Origin of the sequence: Streptomyces sp. NPDC090994 (assembly GCF_044768905.1) — a bacterium.
In the GTDB taxonomy this organism is placed as follows: domain Bacteria; phylum Actinomycetota; class Actinomycetes; order Streptomycetales; family Streptomycetaceae; genus Streptomyces.
Map to the genome: position 1 here is coordinate 130,180 of NZ_JBIVWS010000010.1, position 19,602 is coordinate 149,781.

The following is a 19,602-nucleotide window of genomic DNA, read 5'->3' on the forward strand; positions in this document are numbered from 1 at the left end:
CGGAACGCCGGTCCGCCGCCTGTCACCCGACCACCCTCACCGATCGGCGACGGCACCGGTCCGCGAGAAGGGGGCGGCACCCTTGTGCGGGGGTGCCGCCCCTTCGGCTACGGCGCCGCGTCACCCAGGGGAGACACCGCCCGTCCGGACCGGCAGCGGGGGCACCGGCAGGGTGGATAGCCGTCTCCCACCGGCACCGGGCCCTTCACGTCGAGGACAGTGATCGTGCCCCGATCGGCGGTGACGGTGCCGTCCCGGGCGACTCGGTAGACATGCAGAGTCATTTTGACCTCGGGCTCAGGAGGGGTTGTAGCGTTCACGATGTTGACGCTCCTCTACAGCGTTGACCGCGCCCCGGGACCGTCGCGAGCGGTCGCCGGGGTCTGTGCTGTGACAGCACTGCCGAGGAGACTGGACCGGTGGACCGGTCCAGTCAAGGAGAACTCGGAAGAGCTCACCCCATCGGGTACTGCTCGACCTGCTCGAAGACATGCGACGCCGTCACGCCCTCCTCGCACACGAGCGGACGGTGCTCCTGGTCGAGCGCCACATGCAGGACGACCGCCACGGCCGTGGGCTGCTCCACCGCCAGGAGCCGGGCCTCCTCGGCGTCGGCCAGCCGTACCGTGGTGTGATCCACACCCTCCACCGGGAAACGCCCCGTCGCACGGCGCACATAGTGGGTGGTGCCTTCCGCGATGGGCCCCTGCCCGGCCAGGCGGGGAGCGGCCTCAGCGATCGCCGGCGGGAACCATGCCGTCACCAGACTGTGCGGAGAGCCGTCGTCGAGCAGTACCAGCCGGACCCTGCGCAGCGCCTGCTCTCCCTCCGCGAGGCGCAGAACCTCGGCGACACGAGGGGGCGGCACCGTATGGTCCGGGACCCCGAGACGTCGGTACGCCGCTCCGCCGCTGATCCGGGCGGAGCCCGCCCGGCGACCTCCTGCGGGCCGGGCGACCGGAGTCTCCACGACCGTGAACCCGGCCCCCTGACGGGCCACGACCAGACCGTCACGGACCAACGTGTCGTACGCCTTGACCACGGTCGCCCGCGACACGCCCCACCGCTCGGCCAGATCGCGGCCGGAGGGCAGGAGGTCGCCGGGTCCGAACTCGTCGTTCGCAATCCGTGTGCGCAGCTCTTCGGCGATGCGCTCGTACTTCAACAGGGGCATGGGGCTGCTTCCGCTCACTGGACTGGTCCACCTGGCAACCACCAGAATGCCCGCATGACGAGCCCAGAGGTAGCGCCGGAGATCGTGAGGTTCTACGCAGAGACCGTCGACGAGGCGAGCCGTCTGACGGTGTCGGCCGACGGGCGCCTTGAGATGGTCCGGACGCAGGAACTGCTGCGCCGCTTCCTCCCCGCGCCGCCGGCCCGGCTCCTGGACGTCGGCGGCGGCCCCGGCGCTCACGCGCGATGGCTGGTCGAGGACGGTTACGCCGTGCACCTCGTCGACCCGATCCCCCGACACCTCGAACAGGCGGCGCGGACCGGCGCCACGGTCGAGCGGGGAGACGCCCGTCTGCTCACGGCCGAGGACGCGTCCTACGACGCCGTACTCCTCCTGGGTCCCCTCTATCACCTGCTCGAACGCGCCGACCGCGACCAGGCCCTCGCCGAGGCGCACCGCGTCCTCAAGCCGGGCGGACTCCTGGCGGCGGCGGGCATCAACCGGTACGCGTCGCTGTTCGAGCACGCGGCCTTCGCGCACCTGCACGGCGAGGCGATGCGGGAAAGCATCAGTGCCGTCCTCGACCACCAAGTACATGACGGGAAGCGGGCGTTCACCAGCGCGTACTTCCACAGCGGCGAAGAGCTGCGCGACGAGGTCGCCGCCGCCGGATTCGCCGACGCACGGGTCTACGGTGTCGAGGGCCCGGCCTGGTCCATGCTCGCGGCGGCGGAACGCAACACCGGCACGTCGTTCCGCGACAGCGACCTGTTCGAGTCGGCACTGGCGGCGGCGCGGATGGCCGAGGCATACCCGGAACTCCTGGCGGCCGGCTCCCATCTGCTGGCGTTCGGGCGCCGGGCGGCGTGACTGCCGCGCGAAGGCGCCACGGTGACCGGTGGTGAAGCCGCCTTGCGGGCGCTGCGGCGCGCGGCGGTGAGCCGTCCCCCACACGGATGACTCGGCGGTGGCGGTCGGCTGGCGGCATCGGGTGCGGGCAGTTTTCCCGGGACCGTTCAGGTACGTCTGGAGGAGACCGTCTTGAGCACTCCCGCACCGTCCTCGTTCCGGATCACCACCGCTCCCGACCTCGTGTACGGCGTGTGGAACGCCGAGAGGTTCGAGACCAGGTCGGCCGACTGGGTCCAGGTGCCCGGCGCCGAGGTGCACCTGATGCTCGGACAGGGGTGGCCGTCGTACGGGGCGCAGTTCGTGGCGACGTTCAGTGCCGAGGCGCTGTGTTCCGACAACGACAAGGACGGGCAGGGCGTGCTCCAGGCCACCGTGTTCTTCGGGGACACGCAGGCCGAGCCGGTCAGCGGCAACCACCGTTTCGTGACCGCCCGCGGCAACCCGGAGTGGTCGAGCCACACCTTCCTCCGGACGGTGCGGTTCGAACCGGACTCCGCCGTGCGGGACGTCTCGGCCCGGGTCAAGCTCAAGGCGAGCGGGGCCGAGGGCGGCGTGCAGAACTGGTTCCTGAAGATCGAGCGGTTCAGTCTCTGAGGGAGGGACCCGCATGCTCTATCACGCGGCCTCCCTGGAGGCCTGGCTCACCGATCCGCACCTGCCCTACTCCTCCGCGACCCTGCGCACCGACGGGTCCGTGCACTGTTCCGCCGGCGAGGAGGCTCTGCTGGCCGCCGTGGCCCACATCCCGGAGAAAGGCCCGCTGCTGGCGCTCGTCATCGACGAGACGAGACTCGACCCGCCGGTGACCTGGGCGACCGGGGCCTCCGGGGCGCCGGTGGCGCGCATCCGCGGTCCCGTGAACCGGGACGCGGTCGTCGCGCGGATGGAGATCGAAAGGGACGGCGAGGGCCGGGCCACCGGGCTGGCCCCGCTGAAACGGGCCTCGCCCGGGGGCGAAGACCACCCTTAAGAGCGGTTTATCGCTTAATGCGGTGTTCGCGGCTGGTGGCGGGTATCGGCCCGGCAGGCCCGTGAATCGGCGGGCCTCGCGCTGAAGGGGGGAATCACCGCGATGACTGCCGCGGAGATCGAAACGGAAAGGGCGTGCCCGTTCCGGCACGACGACGCTCTGGAACCCGACCCGTTCATGACCCGGATGCGGACCGAGGCCCCCGTGGCCCGGGTCCGCATGCCGTACGGGGAGGGCGACTGCTGGCTGGTGACCCGCTACGAGGACGTACGGACGGTGACCTCGGACCGGCGGTTCAGCCGGGCCGCGCTGATCGGCCGGGACTTCCCGCGGATCACCCCGGAGCCCATCGCCCAGTCCGAGGCGATCAACCTGATGGACCCGCCCGCGCTCAACCGCGTGCGCCGGCTCGTCGTCAAGGCCTTCACCACACGCCAGGTCGAGGCGCTGCGGCCCTGGACCCAGCTGACCACCGACGCGCTGCTGGACGCGATGGAGGAGCACGGCCCGCCGGCCGACATCGTCGCCCACCTCGCCGACCAGTTGCCGCTGATGACGATCAGCCAGCTCATGGACATCCCCGACGCGGACCGCCCGCGGCTGCGCCGGTGGGCGATGACGATGATGTCGATGAGCGCCGCCGACCGGACCTCGGCGGTCGAGGCGAAGGCCGCCCTGCGCGCCTACTTCGCCGAGCTGACCGCCGCGCGGCGCCGCGACCCGGGCGACGACCTGATCAGCTCGATGGCCACCGCCCGCATCGGCGAGGAAACCCTCGACGCGGACGAACTGACCGTCCTGGCCATGCTCCTGCTGGTCACCGGCCACGACACCACCACCTACGACATCTGCAACAGCGTCTACACCCTGCTGACCCACCCCGACCACCTGGCCCAGCTGCGGGCCCGCCCCGAGCTGCTGCACCAGGCCCTGGAGGAGCTGTTGCGCTTCATCCCGTTCCGCCAAGGCGTCGGCATCCCCCGGGTGGCGCTGGAGGACGTCGAACTCGGCGGGCAGCTCATCCGCGCGGGCGACACGGTGCACGTGTCGTACCTGACCGCCAACCGCGACGAGGCGGTGTACGAGCGGCCCGACGAACTGGACTTCGAGCGGCGGGAACCCGCCGGGCACATGGCCTTCGGCTACGGCAGCCACCACTGCCTCGGCTCCCACCTGGCCCGCATGGTCCTCCAGGTGGCCATCGGCACGCTCCTCACCAGGTTCCCCGGGCTGCGGCTGGCCGTACCCGCGGACGAGGTGCGGTGGAACACCGTGTCGATCTGGCGCTATCCGCTCGCCCTCCCGGTGACCTGGTAGCGGCGGCCATGGCCACGTTGTGCAGGCCGGCCGTCGCCGTGCCCGAGTACGTCATCACCCGCGAGCAGACCCTCGACCTGGCCAGGGAACTGCACGCCGACCACCCGCAACTGAAACTGGCGCTGCGCCTGATCGCCAACACCGGCGTGCAGACCCGCCACCTGGTGCAGCCCATCGAGGACACTCTGCGCCACCCGGGCTTCACCGTGCGCAACGCCCGGTACGAGGCGGAGGCCAAGAACCGGGTGCCCGAGGCCGCCCTCCGCGCCCTGGCCCACGCCGAACTCACGCCCCGCGACATCGACATGATCATCTACGTGTCGTGCACGGGGTTCATGATGCCGTCGATGACCGCCTGGCTCATCAACACGATGGGCTTCCGGCCGGAGACCCGGCAACTGCCGATCGCCCAGCTCGGCTGCGCCGCGGGCGGCGCCGCCATCAACCGCGCCCACGACTTCTGCACCGCCTATCCGCGGGCCAACGTCCTGATCCTGTGCTGCGAGTTCTGCTCGCTGCTCTACCAGCCGACGGACCTGGCCGTGGGCAACCTGCTCTCCAACGGGCTGTTCGGGGACGCCATCGCCGCCGCGGTCGTCCGCGGCCGGGGCGGCAAGGGCGTACGGCTGGACCACAACGGCTCCCACCTGGTGCCCGACACCGAGGACTGGATCTCCTACGCGGTCCGTGACACCGGCTTCCACTTCCAGCTCGACAAACGGGTGCCGGGCACCATGGCCGACCTCGCCCCCGCCCTGCGCGCCCTGGCCGAGCTGCGCGACTGGAACGTCTCCGACCTCGCCTTCTACATCGTCCACGCCGGAGGTCCCAGAATCCTGGACGACCTGTGCACGCACCTGAACGTGCCGCCGGAGATGTTCCGCTACAGCCGGGCCACCCTCACCGAACGCGGCAACATCGCCAGCGCCGTCGTCTTCGACGCGCTGGGCCGCTTCTTCGACGACGGCGGCGCCGACCACGCGGCCCCGGGCCTCATCGCGGGCTTCGGCCCCGGCATCACCGCCGAGATCACCCTCGGCACCTGGAGCAGGACGGAGGAACCGGACCGGCCGCCGGTCCCCGTGGGCTGACGCTACTCGCAGCCGACCCCGTCCCCGTCCCGGTCCAGGTGTCCGCCGTAGCCGGGGTCGCCCACGCGGACGGGGGCGGCGCCGGCGGCCCGGGCGGCGTCGCAGTTGCGGTAGTAGACGGAGCCGCCGGCGTCGCTGTCGTCGTCGGCGGAAGTGCCGGTGTCCGTGTCCGTGTCCGCGACCGCCTCCCGCGTCACCGTTCTCGTGACGGTGACCTTGACGGTCTCCTTGGCGGTCACCGTCTCGGCCGGCTCGGGCTCCGGGGTCTCGGTCGCCGTCTCCGTCAGGGTGACCGTCGGCCGGGCGGCGGCGGCCACGGCCTTCCCGTCGGCCTTCGTGCCGCCCTCGCCGTCTCCGTCCCCGCCGCCGATACCGACGCCGACGAACAGGGCCAGTGCCAGGGCGGGCAGGACGTACCGCTTCCGGGCCCACTTGGGGGCGGGCCCGGAAGCGGGCACGGGCGCAGCGGGGTACGGCGGGTAGGGCGGCTGCGGGTGCTGTGCGTGCGGTGCCTGCTGCGGGTACTGCTGGTGGTGCGGGCTGCGCGGGTCGTACGGGCCGGTCATCAGGTCCCCCCTCGGTGGTGCGTGAGGGGGCGACCGTATGGCGGATACATCAATCTGTGGAGGGGGTGTGATGAAGCCGTGATGCGACTGTGTCGTCAGAGGTGGAAGGGGCCCCGCACCTCATAGCCCCCGGCCGGCTCTAGCCGTCGACCTCGTACCGCCCGACCTCCAGGAAGTACCGCAGGCCCTCCGGGGTGTTGTCGTCCAGCGCCGCGCTCGCCGCCGCGCGCAGGGCGTCGCTGCTGGCCGGGTCGGCGAGGATGCGGGCGATGGCGACGCGGTCGTCCTCGGCCTGGGCGAGGCGGTAACCCGTCTCCAGCCAGGCGCGTATCTCGTCGGCGTCGTTGTGGTCGAGGAGCTGGTTCACCTCCGCGATGACGCGCTTGCCGCTGTCGGGATCGGCGAGGAGCGTGGTGAGGCGGACCCGGTCGTCCTCGGCCTGGGCGAGGCGGTAGCCGGTCTCCAGCCAGGCGCGCATCTCCTCCACGGTGCCGTCGTCGAGGAGCGCGTTCGCCTCCCTGATCACGCGCTTGCCGCTGTCGGGGTCGGCGAGGACCCGGGCGATCGCCACCCGCAGGTCGTCCGCGTCCATCTCGTCGTAGGGCGAGTCCGCCACCGCCACGGCGGTCACCGGGGTCGCGGCGGCGGCGAAGGACGGGGTGGCGAGCAGCAGTACCGGGGCGAGGGCGCCGGAGGCCACGGCGAGGGTCACGCGGGTCAGTCTCACGGAGTCAACCACCTTGTGTCGTAGTCGCGGGGTGGGGCGACGGCATCGTCCCACCGGGGACGGGCCGGGGCACTGCCCGGACCGGGCAGTATCCGCCGGTCATCATTGCCGGTGACCCGCCCTGTGTCAGCGGGATGCGCGCCGGGGCACTACAGCGGCACCGCCACCGCGTTGAACGCCGTCTCCGGCGTCTGCGGGCTGGTGAACCGGGCGTTGACCAGGTACAGGCGGTCGCCGTGGCGGGCGGCGGTGGTGGGGACGTCGAAGCGGGGGTCGGTGATCGTGCGGCGCAGGGTGGCCGTCGTGGCCCCGGCGTCCAGGTCCCAGACGCTGACCAGGTTCAGGCGGTTCTGTACGACGTACAGGGTGCGGCCGATGCGCAGCAGGCCGTCGCCGTTGACGACGTCGGCCGCGCCGGAGAGCATGATCCGGCGGGCGGCGCCGGTGCGGAGGCTGACGCGGTACAGCTCGCCCGGCGTGCTCTTGACGACGATCAGACCGGTGCCGTCGGGGGAACCGACCACGCCGTTGGCGTTGTTGACGTCCGGGAGCTGCTCCCAGTCGCCGGTCAGCGGCAGCGCGCGGACCTCGCCGCGCCGGCCGCGCGGGACGCCGTACAGGACCGCTTCGCGGGAGTCGGTGAACCAGGCGCGGTCACCGAGCAGCACCACGTCGTTGATGAAGTGGCCTGTGGGAGAAGTGAGTGGGTGGGTGTGCAGCAGCGTGCCCGTGCGGGCGTCCAGGACGCGGGCCGTCCCGCCGCCGCCCCCGGCGACGTACAGCAGGCCGTCCCGGTCGAGTTTCAGGCCGATGGAGGCGAGGCCGCTGCCGCCGCCCCACAGCACCTCGCCCGCGCCGGTGCGCAGGTCGGTGCGGTAGACGGCGCCGTCGGCGCGCGAGCCCAGGTACGCGTACGGCCGGGCACCGATGGCGATGCCCTCGGGGAGCCAGCCGTCGGGCAGCGGGAACTCGGTCGGCCGGGCGCGCCCCGGGGCGGCCTGGGCGGAGCCGGTGCCGGCGGCCACCGCGAGGGCGGCGACGGCGGCCCCGCCGAGGAGGGCGCGGCGGGACGGGCGGGGGTGGGTGTCGGTCATCGTTCGGGCCTCCGCGTCGGAAGGGGAGCGGTGCGGAACACGGACGTGACCCAGTGAAACGCCAGGGCCCTGGTTTCACGACGCGCCCGCCGAACCCGACAGGCAACCGACAGGGCGGGGCCGGGCAGTGGACGCTAGACGGCCGCCGTGACGGCCCGCGCCCGCACCTCGTACGCCGTCACCCGCACCGACTCGTCGTCCAGGCACTGCCCGGTGGCGAGGTCGAAGCGCTGCTTCAGCAGCGGGGAGGCGACGAACGGGCGGCCCCCGTGGGTTCCGGTCAGGCCCCGGGAGAGGACCGCCGCGCCGGTGAACGGGTCGCGGTTGTCGATGGCGTACAGCGTGCCGGTGCGGTCGCGGAAGAGGGCCGCCTGGGTGCCGTCGGGCAGCAGGGCCGCCACGCCCCGGCCGGGGAGCAGCCGGTTCAGGTCGCAGACGGTGAACCAGTCGTCCGCCAGGCGGAGCTGGACCGACAGGTCGGTGGTCTCGGGGGCCAGGGTCATCGCTGGGAGGTTCCTTCCAGGGGGCGGTGGCCGATGGAGAGCAGCGGCAGGTCGGGCTTCATCTGGTCGCGCTCCGGGACGAAGCCGACGACCGGGTCGGGGGTGTCCGGCGCGTTGACGAAGGACACGAACCGGGCGAGCTTCTCGGGGTCGTTGATGGTCTCCGCCCACTCGTCGCGGTACCCGGCGACGTGGGCGCTCATCAGCGCCTCCAGCTCGTCGCAGATGCCGAGCGAGTCGTGGACGACGACGTCGCGCACGTGGTCCAGGCCGCCGGGGATGCGCTCCAGCCAGGTCGAGGTGCGCTCCAGCCGGTCGGCGGTGCGGATGTAGAACATCAGGAACCGGTCGATCAGGCGGACCAGTTCGGCGTCCGACAGGTCCTGGGCGAGCAGGTCGGCGTGGCGCGGGGTGGCGCCGCCGTTGCCGCCGACGTAGAGGTTCCAGCCGCTGGAGGTGGCGATGACGCCGAAGTCCTTCGACTGGGCCTCGGCGCACTCCCGCGCGCAGCCCGACACCGCCGACTTCAGCTTGTGCGGCGACCGGAGCCCCCGGTACCGCAGCTCCAGGTCGATCGCCATCCGCACCGAGTCCTGCACGCCGTACCGGCACCAGGTCTGCCCCACGCACGACTTCACCGTGCGCAGCGACTTGCCGTACGCGTGCCCGGACTCGAAGCCGGCGTCCACCAGCCGCGCCCAGATCGACGGGAGCTGTTCCACCCGCGCGCCGAACATGTCGATGCGCTGACCGCCGGTGATCTTCGTGTAGAGCCCGAAGTCCCGCGCGATCTCACCGATCACGATCAGCTTCTCCGGCGCGATCTCCCCGCCGGGGATGCGCGGCACGACGGAGTACGAGCCGTTCTTCTGCAAGTTGGCCAGGAAGTGGTCGTTGGTGTCCTGGAGCGCGGCCTGCTCACCGTCGAGGACATAGCCGCTGGCGCCGATCGCCGGGGCGAGGGAGGCGATGATCGAGCCGACCGTCGGCTTGCAGACCTCGCACCCGTCGCCGCCCCGGGCCGCCTCCCGGCCGTACCGGTCGAGGAGTTCCTGGTAGGAGGTGATCCGCAGGGCGAGGACGATCTCGTACAGCTCCTCGCGGGTCTGCCCGAAGCAGCCGCACAGGCCCTTGTCGACCTCGACGCCGCTCGCCTCCAGCTCGGCGGTGACCAGCTGCCCGAGCACCTTCACGCACGAGCCGCAGCCGGTACCGGCCTTGGTGCACTTCTTCACCTCGGGCACCGTCACGCACTGGTGGTCGGTGACCGCGCCCCGGATCGTGCCCTTGGTGACGTTGTGGCAGGAGCAGATGACGGCGTCGTCGGGGAGGGCGGCCGGGCCGAGCTGCGCCGGGGCCCCGGCCCCCGCCGGCAGCACCAGCGACTCCGGCGAGACGGGCGGCACCGACCCGGTGAACGCCTTCAGCGTGCCGTACGCCTCCGCGTCCCCGACCAGGATGCCGCCGAGCAGCGTGCCGTCCCGGCCGATGACCAGCTTCTTGTACAGCCCGGCGCGGGAGTCGGAGTACACCACGTCCAGGCAGCCGTCGGCCGTGCCGTGCGCGTCGCCGAAGGACGCCACGTCCACGCCGAGCAGCTTCAGCTTGGTGGACAGGTCGGCGCCGGTGAACGCCGCCTCGTCCTCGGCGATGGTCGCGGCGGCCGTCGCCGCCTGCTCGTACCCGGGCGCGACCAGCCCGTACACCCGCCCGTCCACCGCCAGCGCGCACTCGCCGATCGCGAAGACGTGCGGGTCGGACACGGTCCGGCACTGCTCGTCCACCGCGATCCCGCCGCGCTCGCCCACCGTCAGCCCGCACTCCCGGGCGAGCTGGTCGCGGGGCCGCACCCCGGCGCTGAACACGACCAGATCGGTGGCGAGTTCGGACCCGTCGGACAGCTTCATGCCCCGCACGGCACCCTCGCCGTCGGTCACGATCTCCTGCGTGCCGACGCCCGTGTGCACGGACAGCCCCATCTCTTCGATGGTCCGCAGCAGTGCGGCGCCGCCGCCCTCGTCCACCTGGACGGGCATCAGCCGGGGCGCGAACTCCACGATGTGCGACGTGAGCCCGAGCCCCTTCAGCGCACCCGCCGCCTCCAGGCCCAGCAGCCCGCCGCCCACCACCGCACCGGTCGTCGCGGTCTTCGCGTACTCCTCGATGGCGAGCAGGTCCTCGATCGTGCGGTACACGAAACAGCCGGTGGCGTCCTTGCCGGGGACCGGCGGCACGAACGGGTACGAGCCGGTGGCCAGCACCAGCACGTCGTACCCGACGACCAGCCCCGACCGCGCCGTCACCGTCTTCGCCTCCCGGTCGACGGACTCGGCCGGGTCACCGACGTGCAGCTCGATGCCGTGCTCCGCGATGAACGCGAGGTCGGTCATCGACAGGTCGTCGGGGGTCTTCCCCGAGAAGTACGAGGTGAGGGCGACCCGGTCGTAGGCGGGGCGCGGCTCCTCGCACAGGACGACCACGCGGTGCGTGGCGGTCAGGCCGCGCTCGGCGAGCGCTTCCAGGAAGCGCTGGCCGACCATGCCGTGGCCGACGAGCACGATCGTGGCCGTCTTCTCCGTGGACATCAGGAGCCTCCGTCGTTGGTGAGCAGGTGGAGCAGGGGGCCGTCGTCGGGGAGCGGCTCTGCTCCCTCCCAGGCGCGGGCGAGGGCGCTGACGGTGCCGAGTTCGCCGACCAGGACCCCGCCGACCAGCCGGTCGTCGCGGACGACGACCTTGCGGTACGTGCCCCGGGTGGCGTCGGCGAGCTGCACGACGTCGTCGCCCGGGAGGGCCTCGGTCTCCCCGAACGCGGCGAGGTCGAAGGGGCTGTCCGGCCCGGTCAGGGTGAGCCGGGTCAGCGAGCGGGTGCCGCCGTAGCGGGCGGCCGGGTCACCGGCCAGCGACCGGGCGAGCGCGTCGGCCTGTTCCAGCGCCGGCGCGGCGAGCCCGTACAGCGTGCCGGCGTGCTGCGCGCAGTCGCCGATGGCGCGGATGTGCGGGTCACTGGTGCGCAGCTCGTCGTCGACGACGACGCCTTTGCGTACGTCGAGACCCGCGTCCACCGCCAGACCGGTACGCGGCCGGACCCCGCACGCCAGCACCACCAGATCGGCGTCGAGGGCGTACCCGTCGGCCAGCTCGACCGACCGCACCGCACCGCCGACGCAGCGCACGTCGCGCACCCGGCACTCGGTGTGCACCTCGACCCCGAGGTCCTCCAGGTGCCGGCGCACCAGCCGGGAGGCGGCCGGGTCGAGCTGGCGCTCCATCAGCCGCTCGGACTGCTGGGCCAGCACCACCTGCGCGCCGCGCACCGCGAGCGCCCGCGCGGCGGACACCCCGAGCAGCCCGCCCCCGATCACGACCGCCCGCGCCCCCGGCCGCACCGCCCGCGACAACGCCAGGCAGTCGTCGAGGGTCCGGAACGCGTGGACGCCGCGCGGCAGTTCGTGCCCGGGCGTGAACAGCCCCCGCAACGGCGGAAGCACGGCATTGGACCCGGTCGCCAGCACCAGCGTGTCGTATGCGATCACCGAACCGTCGGCCTGGGTGACGGTCCGCGCGTCCCGGTCGATGCCGGTGACCCGCCCCCGGACCAGCCCGGCGGGCTCCGGCAGCGCGATCACCTCGGCGCCGTACCGTCCGGCCAGCACCTCGGCGAGCAGCACCCGGTTGTACGGCGGGTGCCGCTCCTCGCCGATCAGCAGCGCGGGCACGCCCAGCTCGCCGAGGCGCCGGGTGAGGGTGACACCCGCGAGGCCGGCGCCGATCACCACCACACGCGTATTCGAGGTCATGCCACCGAGCGTGCGGTGCCGGTGTTACCCGGCCGCATCACCTCTGTTTCCCACGGGGAACGCTGCCCTCAGTGGCAGCGGGACGCGGGTGTGAGGGAACGGCGGGCTATCGTCATGATCATGCCCGACATCACGCTGACCATGATCGTCCTGCTCTGCCTGGCCGCCCTGGCCGCCGGCTGGATCGACGCCGTGGTGGGCGGCGGCGGGCTCCTGCTGCTGCCCGTCCTCCTGCTCGGCCTGCCCGCCGGCACCCCGGCCGCGCACGCGCTGGGCACCAACAAGGCGGTGGCGATCGTGGGCACCACGGGCGCGGCGGTGACGTACGCGCGCAAAGCCCCCGTCGACGTCCGGCTCGCCGTCCGGATCGGCCTGGCGGCCCTGGCCGGCTCCTCCGGCGGGGCGTTCTTCGCGGCCGGCATGAGCACCGAGGTCCTCAAGCCGGTCATCATGGTGGTCCTGCTCGCCGTCGCCGCCTTCGTCATCCTGCGCCCGGCCTTCGGCACCGCCCCCGCCACCGGCCCGGCCACCCGCCGCCAGGTCCTCGCCGCGATCGGCCTCGCCGGCCTCGGCATCGGCTTCTACGACGGCCTGATAGGCCCCGGCACCGGCACCTTCCTCGTCCTGGCGCTCACCGCCGTCCTCCATCTCGACCTGGTCACGGCCTCCGCCACCGCCAAGATCGTCAACTGCTGCACCAACGCCGGCGCGCTCGCCACCTTCGCCTGGCAGGGCGCGGTCCTGTGGCAGCTGGCCGCCCTGATGGCCGTCTTCAACCTCGCCGGCGGCATGCTCGGCGCGCACACGGCCCTGAAGAAGGGCAGCGGCTTCGTCCGGATCGTGCTGCTGACGGTCGTCTTCGCCCTCGTGGCGAACATGGCGTACGAGCAGTGGCTGGCCTGACCTCCACGGCTCACCGGCGGCTGCCGGTCAGATGGGCGAAGACCACCACGTTCCCCTGATAGCCGGTCCCGCGCGACCAGCCGCCCCCGCACGTGATGACCCGCAACTCGGCCCGCCCGGCGCGGCCGTACACCTTCTCGTCGGGGAAGTCCTCGGCGTCGTACACCTCCACCGCGTGCACGGTGAACACCGCCACCGACCCGTCCCGCCGGTCCACCTCCACCGTGCCGCCCCGCTTCAGCGCGCCGAGCCGGTAGAAGACGGCGGGCCCCCGCGCGTTGTCGACGTGCCCGGCGACGATGGCGGTCCCCGTCTCGCCGGGCGTGGTGCCGGCCTCGTACCAGCCGGCGAGGTTGTCGTCCTCGGCGGGCGGCACCTCCAGGCTGCCGCCGGCGGTCAGCCCGAGGCCGGTCAGCGGGGCGCTGACGCCGATCGCGGGGATCCGCACACGGTCGGGCGGGGAGGGCGGCAGCGGCGGGGCGTCGGGTGCCTGCCGCCCGTGCCCGGCGCGGGCCTCGGCGGCGGCGGGCTGCGGCGGCGGCCCGGACCCGGCCCCGCCCCACAGCAGCCAGGCCCCCGAGCCGAGGGCGAGGACGGTGACGCCCGCTATGACGGTGTTACCGACCCTGCGGCGCATGACGAGGACCCTTCTCCCTTCGCCCCGGGCCCCCTCCGGGCCGCGAGGGGCGTCGGACCCGGAGGGGGTGGGGAAGTGCGGTACCGGCGGACGGGCGGCGGAGGGTGCCCGTCAGATCCCGTCGCCTCTCGCCCGGCGATGCAGGAGCCAGGTACCGCCCGCGGCGGCGACGGCCAGAGCCGCCACACCGGCCGCGGTCTGCACGGGATCGGGGCCCAACGCGCCACCGACCCCCGTCTTCACGCTCCCCTTCGGATACACCTGAGCCCCCGCCGACAAGGTGACCACCAGGTCCCCCGCGACCCGCTTCCCGCTCCTCGCACAGGTCGCGACGATCTCGTACGTCCCCGGCTGCGCACCCGGCGGCACCCGGAACCGGCCGGTCGTCGTCCCGGCCTCGCCGTCCGGCGCCAGCGTGAACGCCCCGGCCCCCACGGCACTGGCGTCCCCGGCCGCCGTACCGCCCTTGCCGCACGCCTCCGTGTCCACCGCCGCCCGGTCGCCCGGCACGACCGAGGCCGGCCGCAGCAGCAGCCCACCGGACGGGTCGCCGGGTACGCCGCCGTACGCGGGCCCCGCGGCGATCAGGCCGGCACCGGCCGCGGCGAGTGCGGTACCGGTCAGCAGGCGGGCGGTACGTCGCATCAGCAGTACTCCTTCGAGGTGGCCGGCTCGGGCTGTCGGTGACCCCTGCCCCTCCGAGGAAAGGGCCGGCGCTCCCGCCCCGCTCCCTGACCGAACGTCAGGATTACGGAGAACGGGTGCCTTTCTTTCCCGTTCCAGCAGGTCACGGCCGCGTCCCGAACGCGGGACCGCCCGGGTGTGAACGGGTGACCCCTTGACCTCGACCGAACTCGAGCCACGAGGCCGACCGCCATGAAGGCAACGGGCGCACCCCTCGCACCCCTCGGCACCACCCTCGTCATCGGCAGCGACCGCCACGGCCGCTTCGGTCCCCCGAAACCGGCGTCCGCCGACGCCTACCCCCGAGTACAACCACTCCTTCCCGGCGGCCCAGAACCTCATCGACTGGCACTGCACGGAAGGGCAGGCCGAGCCCGTCGCCCTGGTCACCTACGGCGGCCTGCGCGCCGCCGAGCACCTCCGTCAGGTCTTCGCGGAACTCCACGCCGTGACCGTCCGCGACACGGTCTCCTTCCACCACGCGGGCGCCGCCTTCGACGACGCGGGCCGCCTGAAGGACCCGTCCGGCCCGGACGCGGCGGCGAAGGCGGTGCTGGACCGGCTGACGTGGTGGGGGAGGGCCCTGCGAGAGGCGAAGGAGCGGCGCCCGTACGGTGGTTGAGACACTCCCCCCGGGCGGGCGACCGCGGTCACCGAGGGCCGCTCGTCCGCCGCGGGGATGCCGGTGCGGGGGAGCGGCCCTCGGTGCGCGTCACGATGCCTGCGGGACGTTCCTCACAGGATCTCGATGGCGTTGACCTTCGGCGGACGGTTCGGGAAGCTGATCACCGTGTTCCGGGCGATCTTCACCACGTCGCCGTTGTTGTCGTAGTACTTCACGTCGTTGTTCCCGGTGGAGATCTTGTCGACCCACCACCCGCCGAAGTTCGTCCTCCCGGCGTTCGCGTAACAGTCCACGCTGTCGGTGCCGTTCATGTGGGACCAGATCTTCAGGAACCCCTTGTCGGGGTCGCAGGTGACCTTGTTGATCGCGTGCGCGGACCCGGTCGGCCCGACCAGCGTGAACGCGGCGGCCGCGGCGACCGCCGTGGCCATGGCCCGTACGACGCTCTTCTTCTTCGAGGTCATGTTCTCTCCCAGAGCCGGATGCAGAACGGTGAATTCCGCTGCCAACTGTCCTGGCCTCCTCGGCGCGAGAACAAGACATGCCCGGGCATACCACCCCTTCGGGTGGAGCGGTGAAGGAACGGCCGGCCGCTGGGGCACCGTGACGCGGACCGCCGGCAAGAGCGTCCGGTGGGAGCCGGACAGCCGACGCGCTACGACACCGCCTCCACCCGCACCGCGCACACCTTGAACTCCGGCATCCGCGACGTCGGATCCAGCGCCGGGTTGGTCAGCACGTTCGCCCGCCCCTCGCCCGGCCAGTGGAACGGCATGAACACCGTGTCCGGGCGGATGCCGGTCGTGATCCGGGCCGGGGCCACCGCCCGCCCCCGCCGCGACACGACCGCCACCGGGTCGCCCTCCGCCGCGCCCAGCCGCGCCGCCAGCCGGGGGTGCAGCTCGACGAACGGCCCCGGCGCCGCCGCGTTCAGCTCGTCCACCCGCCGGGTCTGGGCGCCCGACTGGTACTGCGCCACCACCCGCCCGGTGGTCAGCAGCACCGGGTACTCGTCGTCCGTCTCCTCCGCCGCGGGCCGGTGCGCGACCGGCACGAACCGCGCCCGCCCGTCCTCCGTGGCGAACCGGTCGAGAAACAGGCGCGGGGTGCCGGGGTGGACCTCGGCGTCCCCGGCCGGACACGGCCAGAACACCCCGCCCTCCTCCGCCAGCCGCCCGTAACTGATCCCGGAGTAGTCCGCGACCCCGCCCGCACTCGCCCGCCGCAGTTCCTCGAACACCTCCTGCGGATCGGCCGGGAAGCCCTTCTCCACCCCCAGCCGGTCGGCCAGCTCGTGCAGCACCTCCAGGTCGCTGCGGACCCCGTCCGGCGGCGTGATCGCCCGGCGCCGCAGCAGCACCCGCCCCTCCAGACTGGTCGTCGTCCCCGTCTCCTCCGCCCACTGCGTCACCGGCAGCACCACGTCCGCCAGTTCCGCCGTCTCCGACAGCACCACGTCGCACACCGCCAGGAAGTCCAACGACCGCAACCGCGACTCCACATGGGCCGCCCGCGGCGCCGACACCACCGGGTTGGACCCCATGAGCAGCAGCGACCGCACATCGCTCCCCAGCGCGTCCAGCAGCTCGTAGGCGCTGCGCCCCGGCCCCGGCAGCGAGTCCGGGTCCACCCCCCAGACCTCGGCGACATGCCGCCGCGCCGCCGGATCGGTCAGCTTCCGGTAGCCGGGCAACTGGTCGGCCTTCTGCCCGTGTTCGCGCCCGCCCTGCCCGTTGCCCTGCCCGGTCAGACAGCCGTACCCGGAGTACGGCCGCCCGGCCCGCCCGGTCGCCAGGCACAGGTTGATCCACGCGCCCACCGTGTCCGTGCCCTTGGACTGCTGCTCGGGCCCGCGCGCGGTCAGCACCATCGCCGCCTCAGGCGCGCAGAACAACCGCACGGCCTCCCGCAGCTCCGGCACCGGAACCCCGGTGATCCGCTCCACGTACTCCGGCCAGTGCGCCATCGCCGCCGCCCGCGCCTCCTCCCAGCCGGAGGTCCGCTCGGCCACGTACGCCTCGTCGACCCGCCCCTCCGCCACCACCAGGTGCAGCAGCCCCAGCGCCAGCGCCAGATCCGTACCCGGCCGGGGCGCCAGGTGCAGGTCGGCCTGCTCGGCCGTCTTCGTGCGGCGCGGATCGACGACGATCAGCGTGCCGCCGTTCTCCTTCAGCTCGCGGAAGAAGCGCAGCGACGGCGGCATGGTCTCGGCCGGATTCGAACCGACCAGGATCACACAGCCCGTCCGCGGAATGTCCTCCAGCGGAAACGGCAGCCCCCGGTCGAGGCCGAACGCCTTCGTGCCGGCCGCCGCCGCCGACGACATGCAGAACCGCCCGTTGTAGTCGATCTGCGAGGTCCCCAGCACCACCCGCGCGAACTTGCCCAGCGCGTACGCCTTCTCGTTGGTCAGCCCGCCCCCGCCGAACACCCCGAGCGCGTCCGCGCCGTGCTCCGCGCGGATCGACCCGAGCGCCGCGGCGATCCGGTCCAGCGCCTCGTCCCACCCCGCCTCGACCAGCGTCCCGTCCGCCGCCCGCACCAGCGGCGACGTCAGCCGCACCCGCGAGGACAGCACCGCCGGCGCGGTCCGCCCCTTGCCGCACAGCGCACCCCGGTTCACCGGGAAGTCCACCCGCTCGGAGACCTCCACGGTCCCGTCGGCGGCCGGCGTCAGATTCATGCCGCACTGCAGAGCGCAGTACGGGCAGTGCGTCGGCGTGGGTGTCGGCGTCGCGATGTTCTGCATGTCACCCACAGTGCGGCGCGCGTGTTACGCGGCCCGGCGGCTCCCTGTTACGCGGCCGGGACGGCGACCTCCCCGCCGCCCCGCCCCCGCCGTGAGGTCAGCGCCCGGCGGCCTCCAGCGCCCGCCGCACCCCCGGCTCCTTCGGCCCGAGGAAGCGCGGGTCGGGCTCGAACACCACGTCCAGCGCCGCCTTCCCGGCCGCGAAGACCTCCCGTACGGCCCCGTAGTACCAGGTCAGGTCGTGCCGGTCCGCCGCCGCGACGCCGTACGGCGTGACCCCCGCCGCCTCGCACAGCGCCACCGCCCGCCGGAGGTGGAAGCCCTGGCTGATGAGAACGGCCCGGTCGACCCCGAAGATCTTCTTCGCGCGCACGCAGGAGTCCCAGGTGTCGAACCCCGCGTAGTCGCTGACGATCCGCGCGTCGGGCACCCCGTGCCGGACCAGGTACGTCCGCATGGCGTCCGGCTCGTCGTACTCCGCGCGACTGTTGTCCCCGGTGACCAGGACCACCTCGATCCGGCCCGCCCGGTACAGCTCGGCCGCCGCGTCCAGCCGGTGCGCCAGGTACGGCGACGGCTCGTCGTCCCACAGCCCGGCGCCGAAGACGACGGCCACGTCGGTGCGGGGCACGTCGTCCACGGCACGCAGCCGGTCGCCCGTCACCAGGCGCAGCCACGCCCCCGGCAGCAGCGCCAGTACGCACACCGCCACCACGGCCTGCGTCAGCCGCCGCCACCCGGCCCGGGTACGCGGCAACCGCGGTCGCCACCGTCTGCGCATCGGGCTCCCTCCCGAGACGGCCCCTGACGGGCCCCTGACGGGCCCCCTGACGGCCCTCCTGGTTCTCAGGGACGTCCCACCGGCCCCGTCGGTTCGCGGCACCTGCGAAAACCCGGGCCCGAGCCACCTCACACCGCCCACCCACCCCGCCGTGATCCCCCCGAAAACACCCGTGACGCCCGTGCAACGGGCCGGCAACCTCCCCCGGCGACGATCGATCCATGACGACGACCACCCTTCCCACCCCGCCGGGCTCCCCGCACGACCCCGGCCCCGCCCTGGTCGTCGTGGCCCACGGCAGCCGGGACCCCCGCGCCCTGCGCACCGTACGCGCCCTGCTGGACCAGGTCCGCGCCCTGCGCCCCGGCCTGCCGGTCCACCTCGGCCACATCGAGCTGAACGAGCCCCTGCTCCCCGACACCCTCGCCGCCCTCGGCGACCGGGAGGCCGTCCTCGTGCCGCTGCTCCTCAGCCGCGGCTACCACGTCAAGCGGGACATCCCCGAGATGGCCGCCGCCTCCCCGGTACGGGCCCGGGTGGCCGCCCCGCTCGGCCCGCACCCCCTCCTGGTGGACGCCCTCCACGCCCGCCTGACCGAGGCCGGCTGGCGGCGCGGGCGCGGCGACGCGGTCGTCCTGGCCGCCGCCGGCTCCCGCGACCCCGACTCCGCCGTGGACACCGGCCGCACCGCCCGCCACCTCGCCGCCCGCCTCGGCGTCCCCGTGGTCCCCGCCTACGCGTCCACGGCCGCGCCGGCCGTCCCTGACGCGATCGCCGCCCTCACCGCCGCCGGCCACCGCCGCATCGCTGTCGCCTCCTCCTTCACGGCCCCGGGCCGCTTCGCGACGGAGACGGCGGCCGCGGCCCCGTGGATCGCCGCGGCCCCGCTCGGCACCCACCCGGCGATGGCCCGCCTGATCCTCCACCGCTACGAGGAGGCGGCGCCGGCGACCGCACCCGCGGCCCCTCGGGAGCTGGCGTCGGCCTGAGAGCGTCCTCGCGCGTCACGCACACAGGTCTCGCCCGACGGCTTCCCACGCCGTGACTCCCACGCGTGACTCCCGCGTCAC

The 19,602-nt window shown here is 73.4% G+C and carries 19 protein-coding genes and 1 pseudogene; 8 read left to right on the plus strand and 12 right to left on the minus strand.

Annotation, left to right across the window (positions count from 1 at the left end; all coding sequences use genetic code 11):
* Positions 1–454: 454 nt before the first annotated feature.
* Positions 455–1,174: a GntR family transcriptional regulator gene (locus tag ACIQR3_RS21775; protein WP_403541279.1), complete on the minus strand. Its 720-nt coding sequence runs from the start codon at positions 1,172–1,174 to the stop codon at positions 455–457.
* A gap of 54 nt (positions 1,175–1,228) precedes the next feature.
* Between ACIQR3_RS21775 and ACIQR3_RS21780 the strand changes: the two genes are divergently transcribed.
* From ACIQR3_RS21780 to ACIQR3_RS21800, 5 genes are all read left to right on the plus strand, one after another.
* Positions 1,229–2,044, plus strand: a complete 816-nt coding sequence (locus tag ACIQR3_RS21780) for a class I SAM-dependent methyltransferase (RefSeq protein WP_403541281.1) — start codon at positions 1,229–1,231, stop codon at positions 2,042–2,044.
* Between the two features lie 171 nt (positions 2,045–2,215).
* On the plus strand, positions 2,216–2,680 hold the full coding sequence (locus tag ACIQR3_RS21785) for a hypothetical protein (RefSeq protein ID WP_403541283.1): 465 nt from the start codon (positions 2,216–2,218) through the stop codon (positions 2,678–2,680).
* A gap of 13 nt (positions 2,681–2,693) precedes the next feature.
* Complete coding sequence (locus ACIQR3_RS21790; protein WP_403541285.1) at positions 2,694–3,056, plus strand: DUF952 domain-containing protein; 363 nt, start codon at positions 2,694–2,696, stop codon at positions 3,054–3,056.
* 102 nt (positions 3,057–3,158) lie between these two features.
* Entirely contained in the window at positions 3,159–4,373 is a 1,215-nt protein-coding gene (locus ACIQR3_RS21795; protein ID WP_403541288.1) for a cytochrome P450, read from the plus strand.
* A gap of 8 nt (positions 4,374–4,381) precedes the next feature.
* Positions 4,382–5,464, plus strand: a complete 1,083-nt coding sequence (locus tag ACIQR3_RS21800) for a type III polyketide synthase (protein WP_403541289.1) — start codon at positions 4,382–4,384, stop codon at positions 5,462–5,464.
* A 2-nt stretch (positions 5,465–5,466) separates the two neighbouring features.
* Here the strand turns inward: ACIQR3_RS21800 and ACIQR3_RS21805 are convergent, their stop codons facing one another.
* The 6 genes from ACIQR3_RS21805 to ACIQR3_RS21830 all read right to left on the minus strand — a co-directional run bounded on the left by ACIQR3_RS21805 (position 5,467) and on the right by ACIQR3_RS21830 (position 12,153).
* The gene (locus ACIQR3_RS21805) at positions 5,467–6,030 is read right to left on the minus strand and encodes an excalibur calcium-binding domain-containing protein (RefSeq protein WP_403541292.1); all 564 of its coding nucleotides are present in this window, start codon (positions 6,028–6,030) and stop codon (positions 5,467–5,469) included.
* Positions 6,031–6,169: 139 nt separating this feature from the next.
* Positions 6,170–6,757 carry an ALF repeat-containing protein gene (locus tag ACIQR3_RS21810; RefSeq protein WP_403541294.1) on the minus strand — a complete coding sequence of 196 codons (588 nt, stop codon included), beginning with the start codon at positions 6,755–6,757 and terminating at the stop codon, positions 6,170–6,172.
* 149 nt (positions 6,758–6,906) lie between these two features.
* Positions 6,907–7,851 carry an SMP-30/gluconolactonase/LRE family protein gene (locus ACIQR3_RS21815; protein WP_403541295.1) on the minus strand — a complete coding sequence of 315 codons (945 nt, stop codon included), beginning with the start codon at positions 7,849–7,851 and terminating at the stop codon, positions 6,907–6,909.
* Between the two features lie 134 nt (positions 7,852–7,985).
* Positions 7,986–8,354 carry a nitrite reductase small subunit NirD gene (nirD, locus tag ACIQR3_RS21820; RefSeq protein ID WP_403541297.1) on the minus strand — a complete coding sequence of 123 codons (369 nt, stop codon included), beginning with the start codon at positions 8,352–8,354 and terminating at the stop codon, positions 7,986–7,988.
* Entirely contained in the window at positions 8,351–10,939 is a 2,589-nt protein-coding gene (nirB, locus tag ACIQR3_RS21825; protein WP_403541299.1) for a nitrite reductase large subunit NirB, read from the minus strand. The genes nirD and nirB overlap by 4 nt, the downstream gene beginning before the upstream one ends.
* The gene (locus ACIQR3_RS21830) at positions 10,939–12,153 is read right to left on the minus strand and encodes an NAD(P)/FAD-dependent oxidoreductase (protein WP_403541300.1); all 1,215 of its coding nucleotides are present in this window, start codon (positions 12,151–12,153) and stop codon (positions 10,939–10,941) included. The genes nirB and ACIQR3_RS21830 overlap by 1 nt, the downstream gene beginning before the upstream one ends.
* A gap of 120 nt (positions 12,154–12,273) precedes the next feature.
* On the opposite strand from ACIQR3_RS21830, the gene ACIQR3_RS21835 reads away from it, so the two are divergent.
* Positions 12,274–13,056, plus strand: coding sequence for a TSUP family transporter (locus ACIQR3_RS21835; RefSeq protein WP_215174781.1), 783 nt, complete (start codon positions 12,274–12,276; stop codon positions 13,054–13,056).
* 10 nt (positions 13,057–13,066) lie between these two features.
* On the opposite strand, the gene ACIQR3_RS21840 is transcribed toward ACIQR3_RS21835, so the two are convergent.
* The gene (locus ACIQR3_RS21840; protein WP_403541302.1) at positions 13,067–13,693 is read right to left on the minus strand and encodes a class F sortase; all 627 of its coding nucleotides are present in this window, start codon (positions 13,691–13,693) and stop codon (positions 13,067–13,069) included.
* Positions 13,694–13,804: 111 nt separating this feature from the next.
* Positions 13,805–14,338, minus strand: coding sequence for a hypothetical protein (locus ACIQR3_RS21845; protein ID WP_403541304.1), 534 nt, complete (start codon positions 14,336–14,338; stop codon positions 13,805–13,807).
* Positions 14,339–14,569: 231 nt separating this feature from the next.
* Between ACIQR3_RS21845 and ACIQR3_RS21850 the strand changes: the two are divergent.
* Positions 14,570–14,999: pseudogene (locus ACIQR3_RS21850) on the plus strand (NADPH-dependent FMN reductase).
* 113 nt (positions 15,000–15,112) lie between these two features.
* Here the strand turns inward: ACIQR3_RS21850 and ACIQR3_RS21855 are convergent.
* From ACIQR3_RS21855 to ACIQR3_RS21865, 3 genes are all read right to left on the minus strand, one after another.
* Positions 15,113–15,466, minus strand: coding sequence for a beta/gamma crystallin domain-containing protein (locus ACIQR3_RS21855; protein WP_403541306.1), 354 nt, complete (start codon positions 15,464–15,466; stop codon positions 15,113–15,115).
* Between the two features lie 191 nt (positions 15,467–15,657).
* Positions 15,658–17,751, minus strand: a complete 2,094-nt coding sequence (locus tag ACIQR3_RS21860) for a molybdopterin oxidoreductase family protein (RefSeq protein WP_403541308.1) — start codon at positions 17,749–17,751, stop codon at positions 15,658–15,660.
* Positions 17,752–17,848: 97 nt separating this feature from the next.
* Positions 17,849–18,532 (minus strand): vancomycin high temperature exclusion protein, encoded by a 684-nt coding sequence (locus tag ACIQR3_RS21865; protein WP_403541310.1) that lies wholly within the window; start codon positions 18,530–18,532, stop codon positions 17,849–17,851.
* A gap of 221 nt (positions 18,533–18,753) precedes the next feature.
* Between ACIQR3_RS21865 and ACIQR3_RS21870 the strand changes: the two genes are divergently transcribed.
* Positions 18,754–19,521 (plus strand): sirohydrochlorin chelatase, encoded by a 768-nt coding sequence (locus tag ACIQR3_RS21870; RefSeq protein WP_403541312.1) that lies wholly within the window; start codon positions 18,754–18,756, stop codon positions 19,519–19,521.
* Positions 19,522–19,602 lie beyond the last annotated feature (81 nt).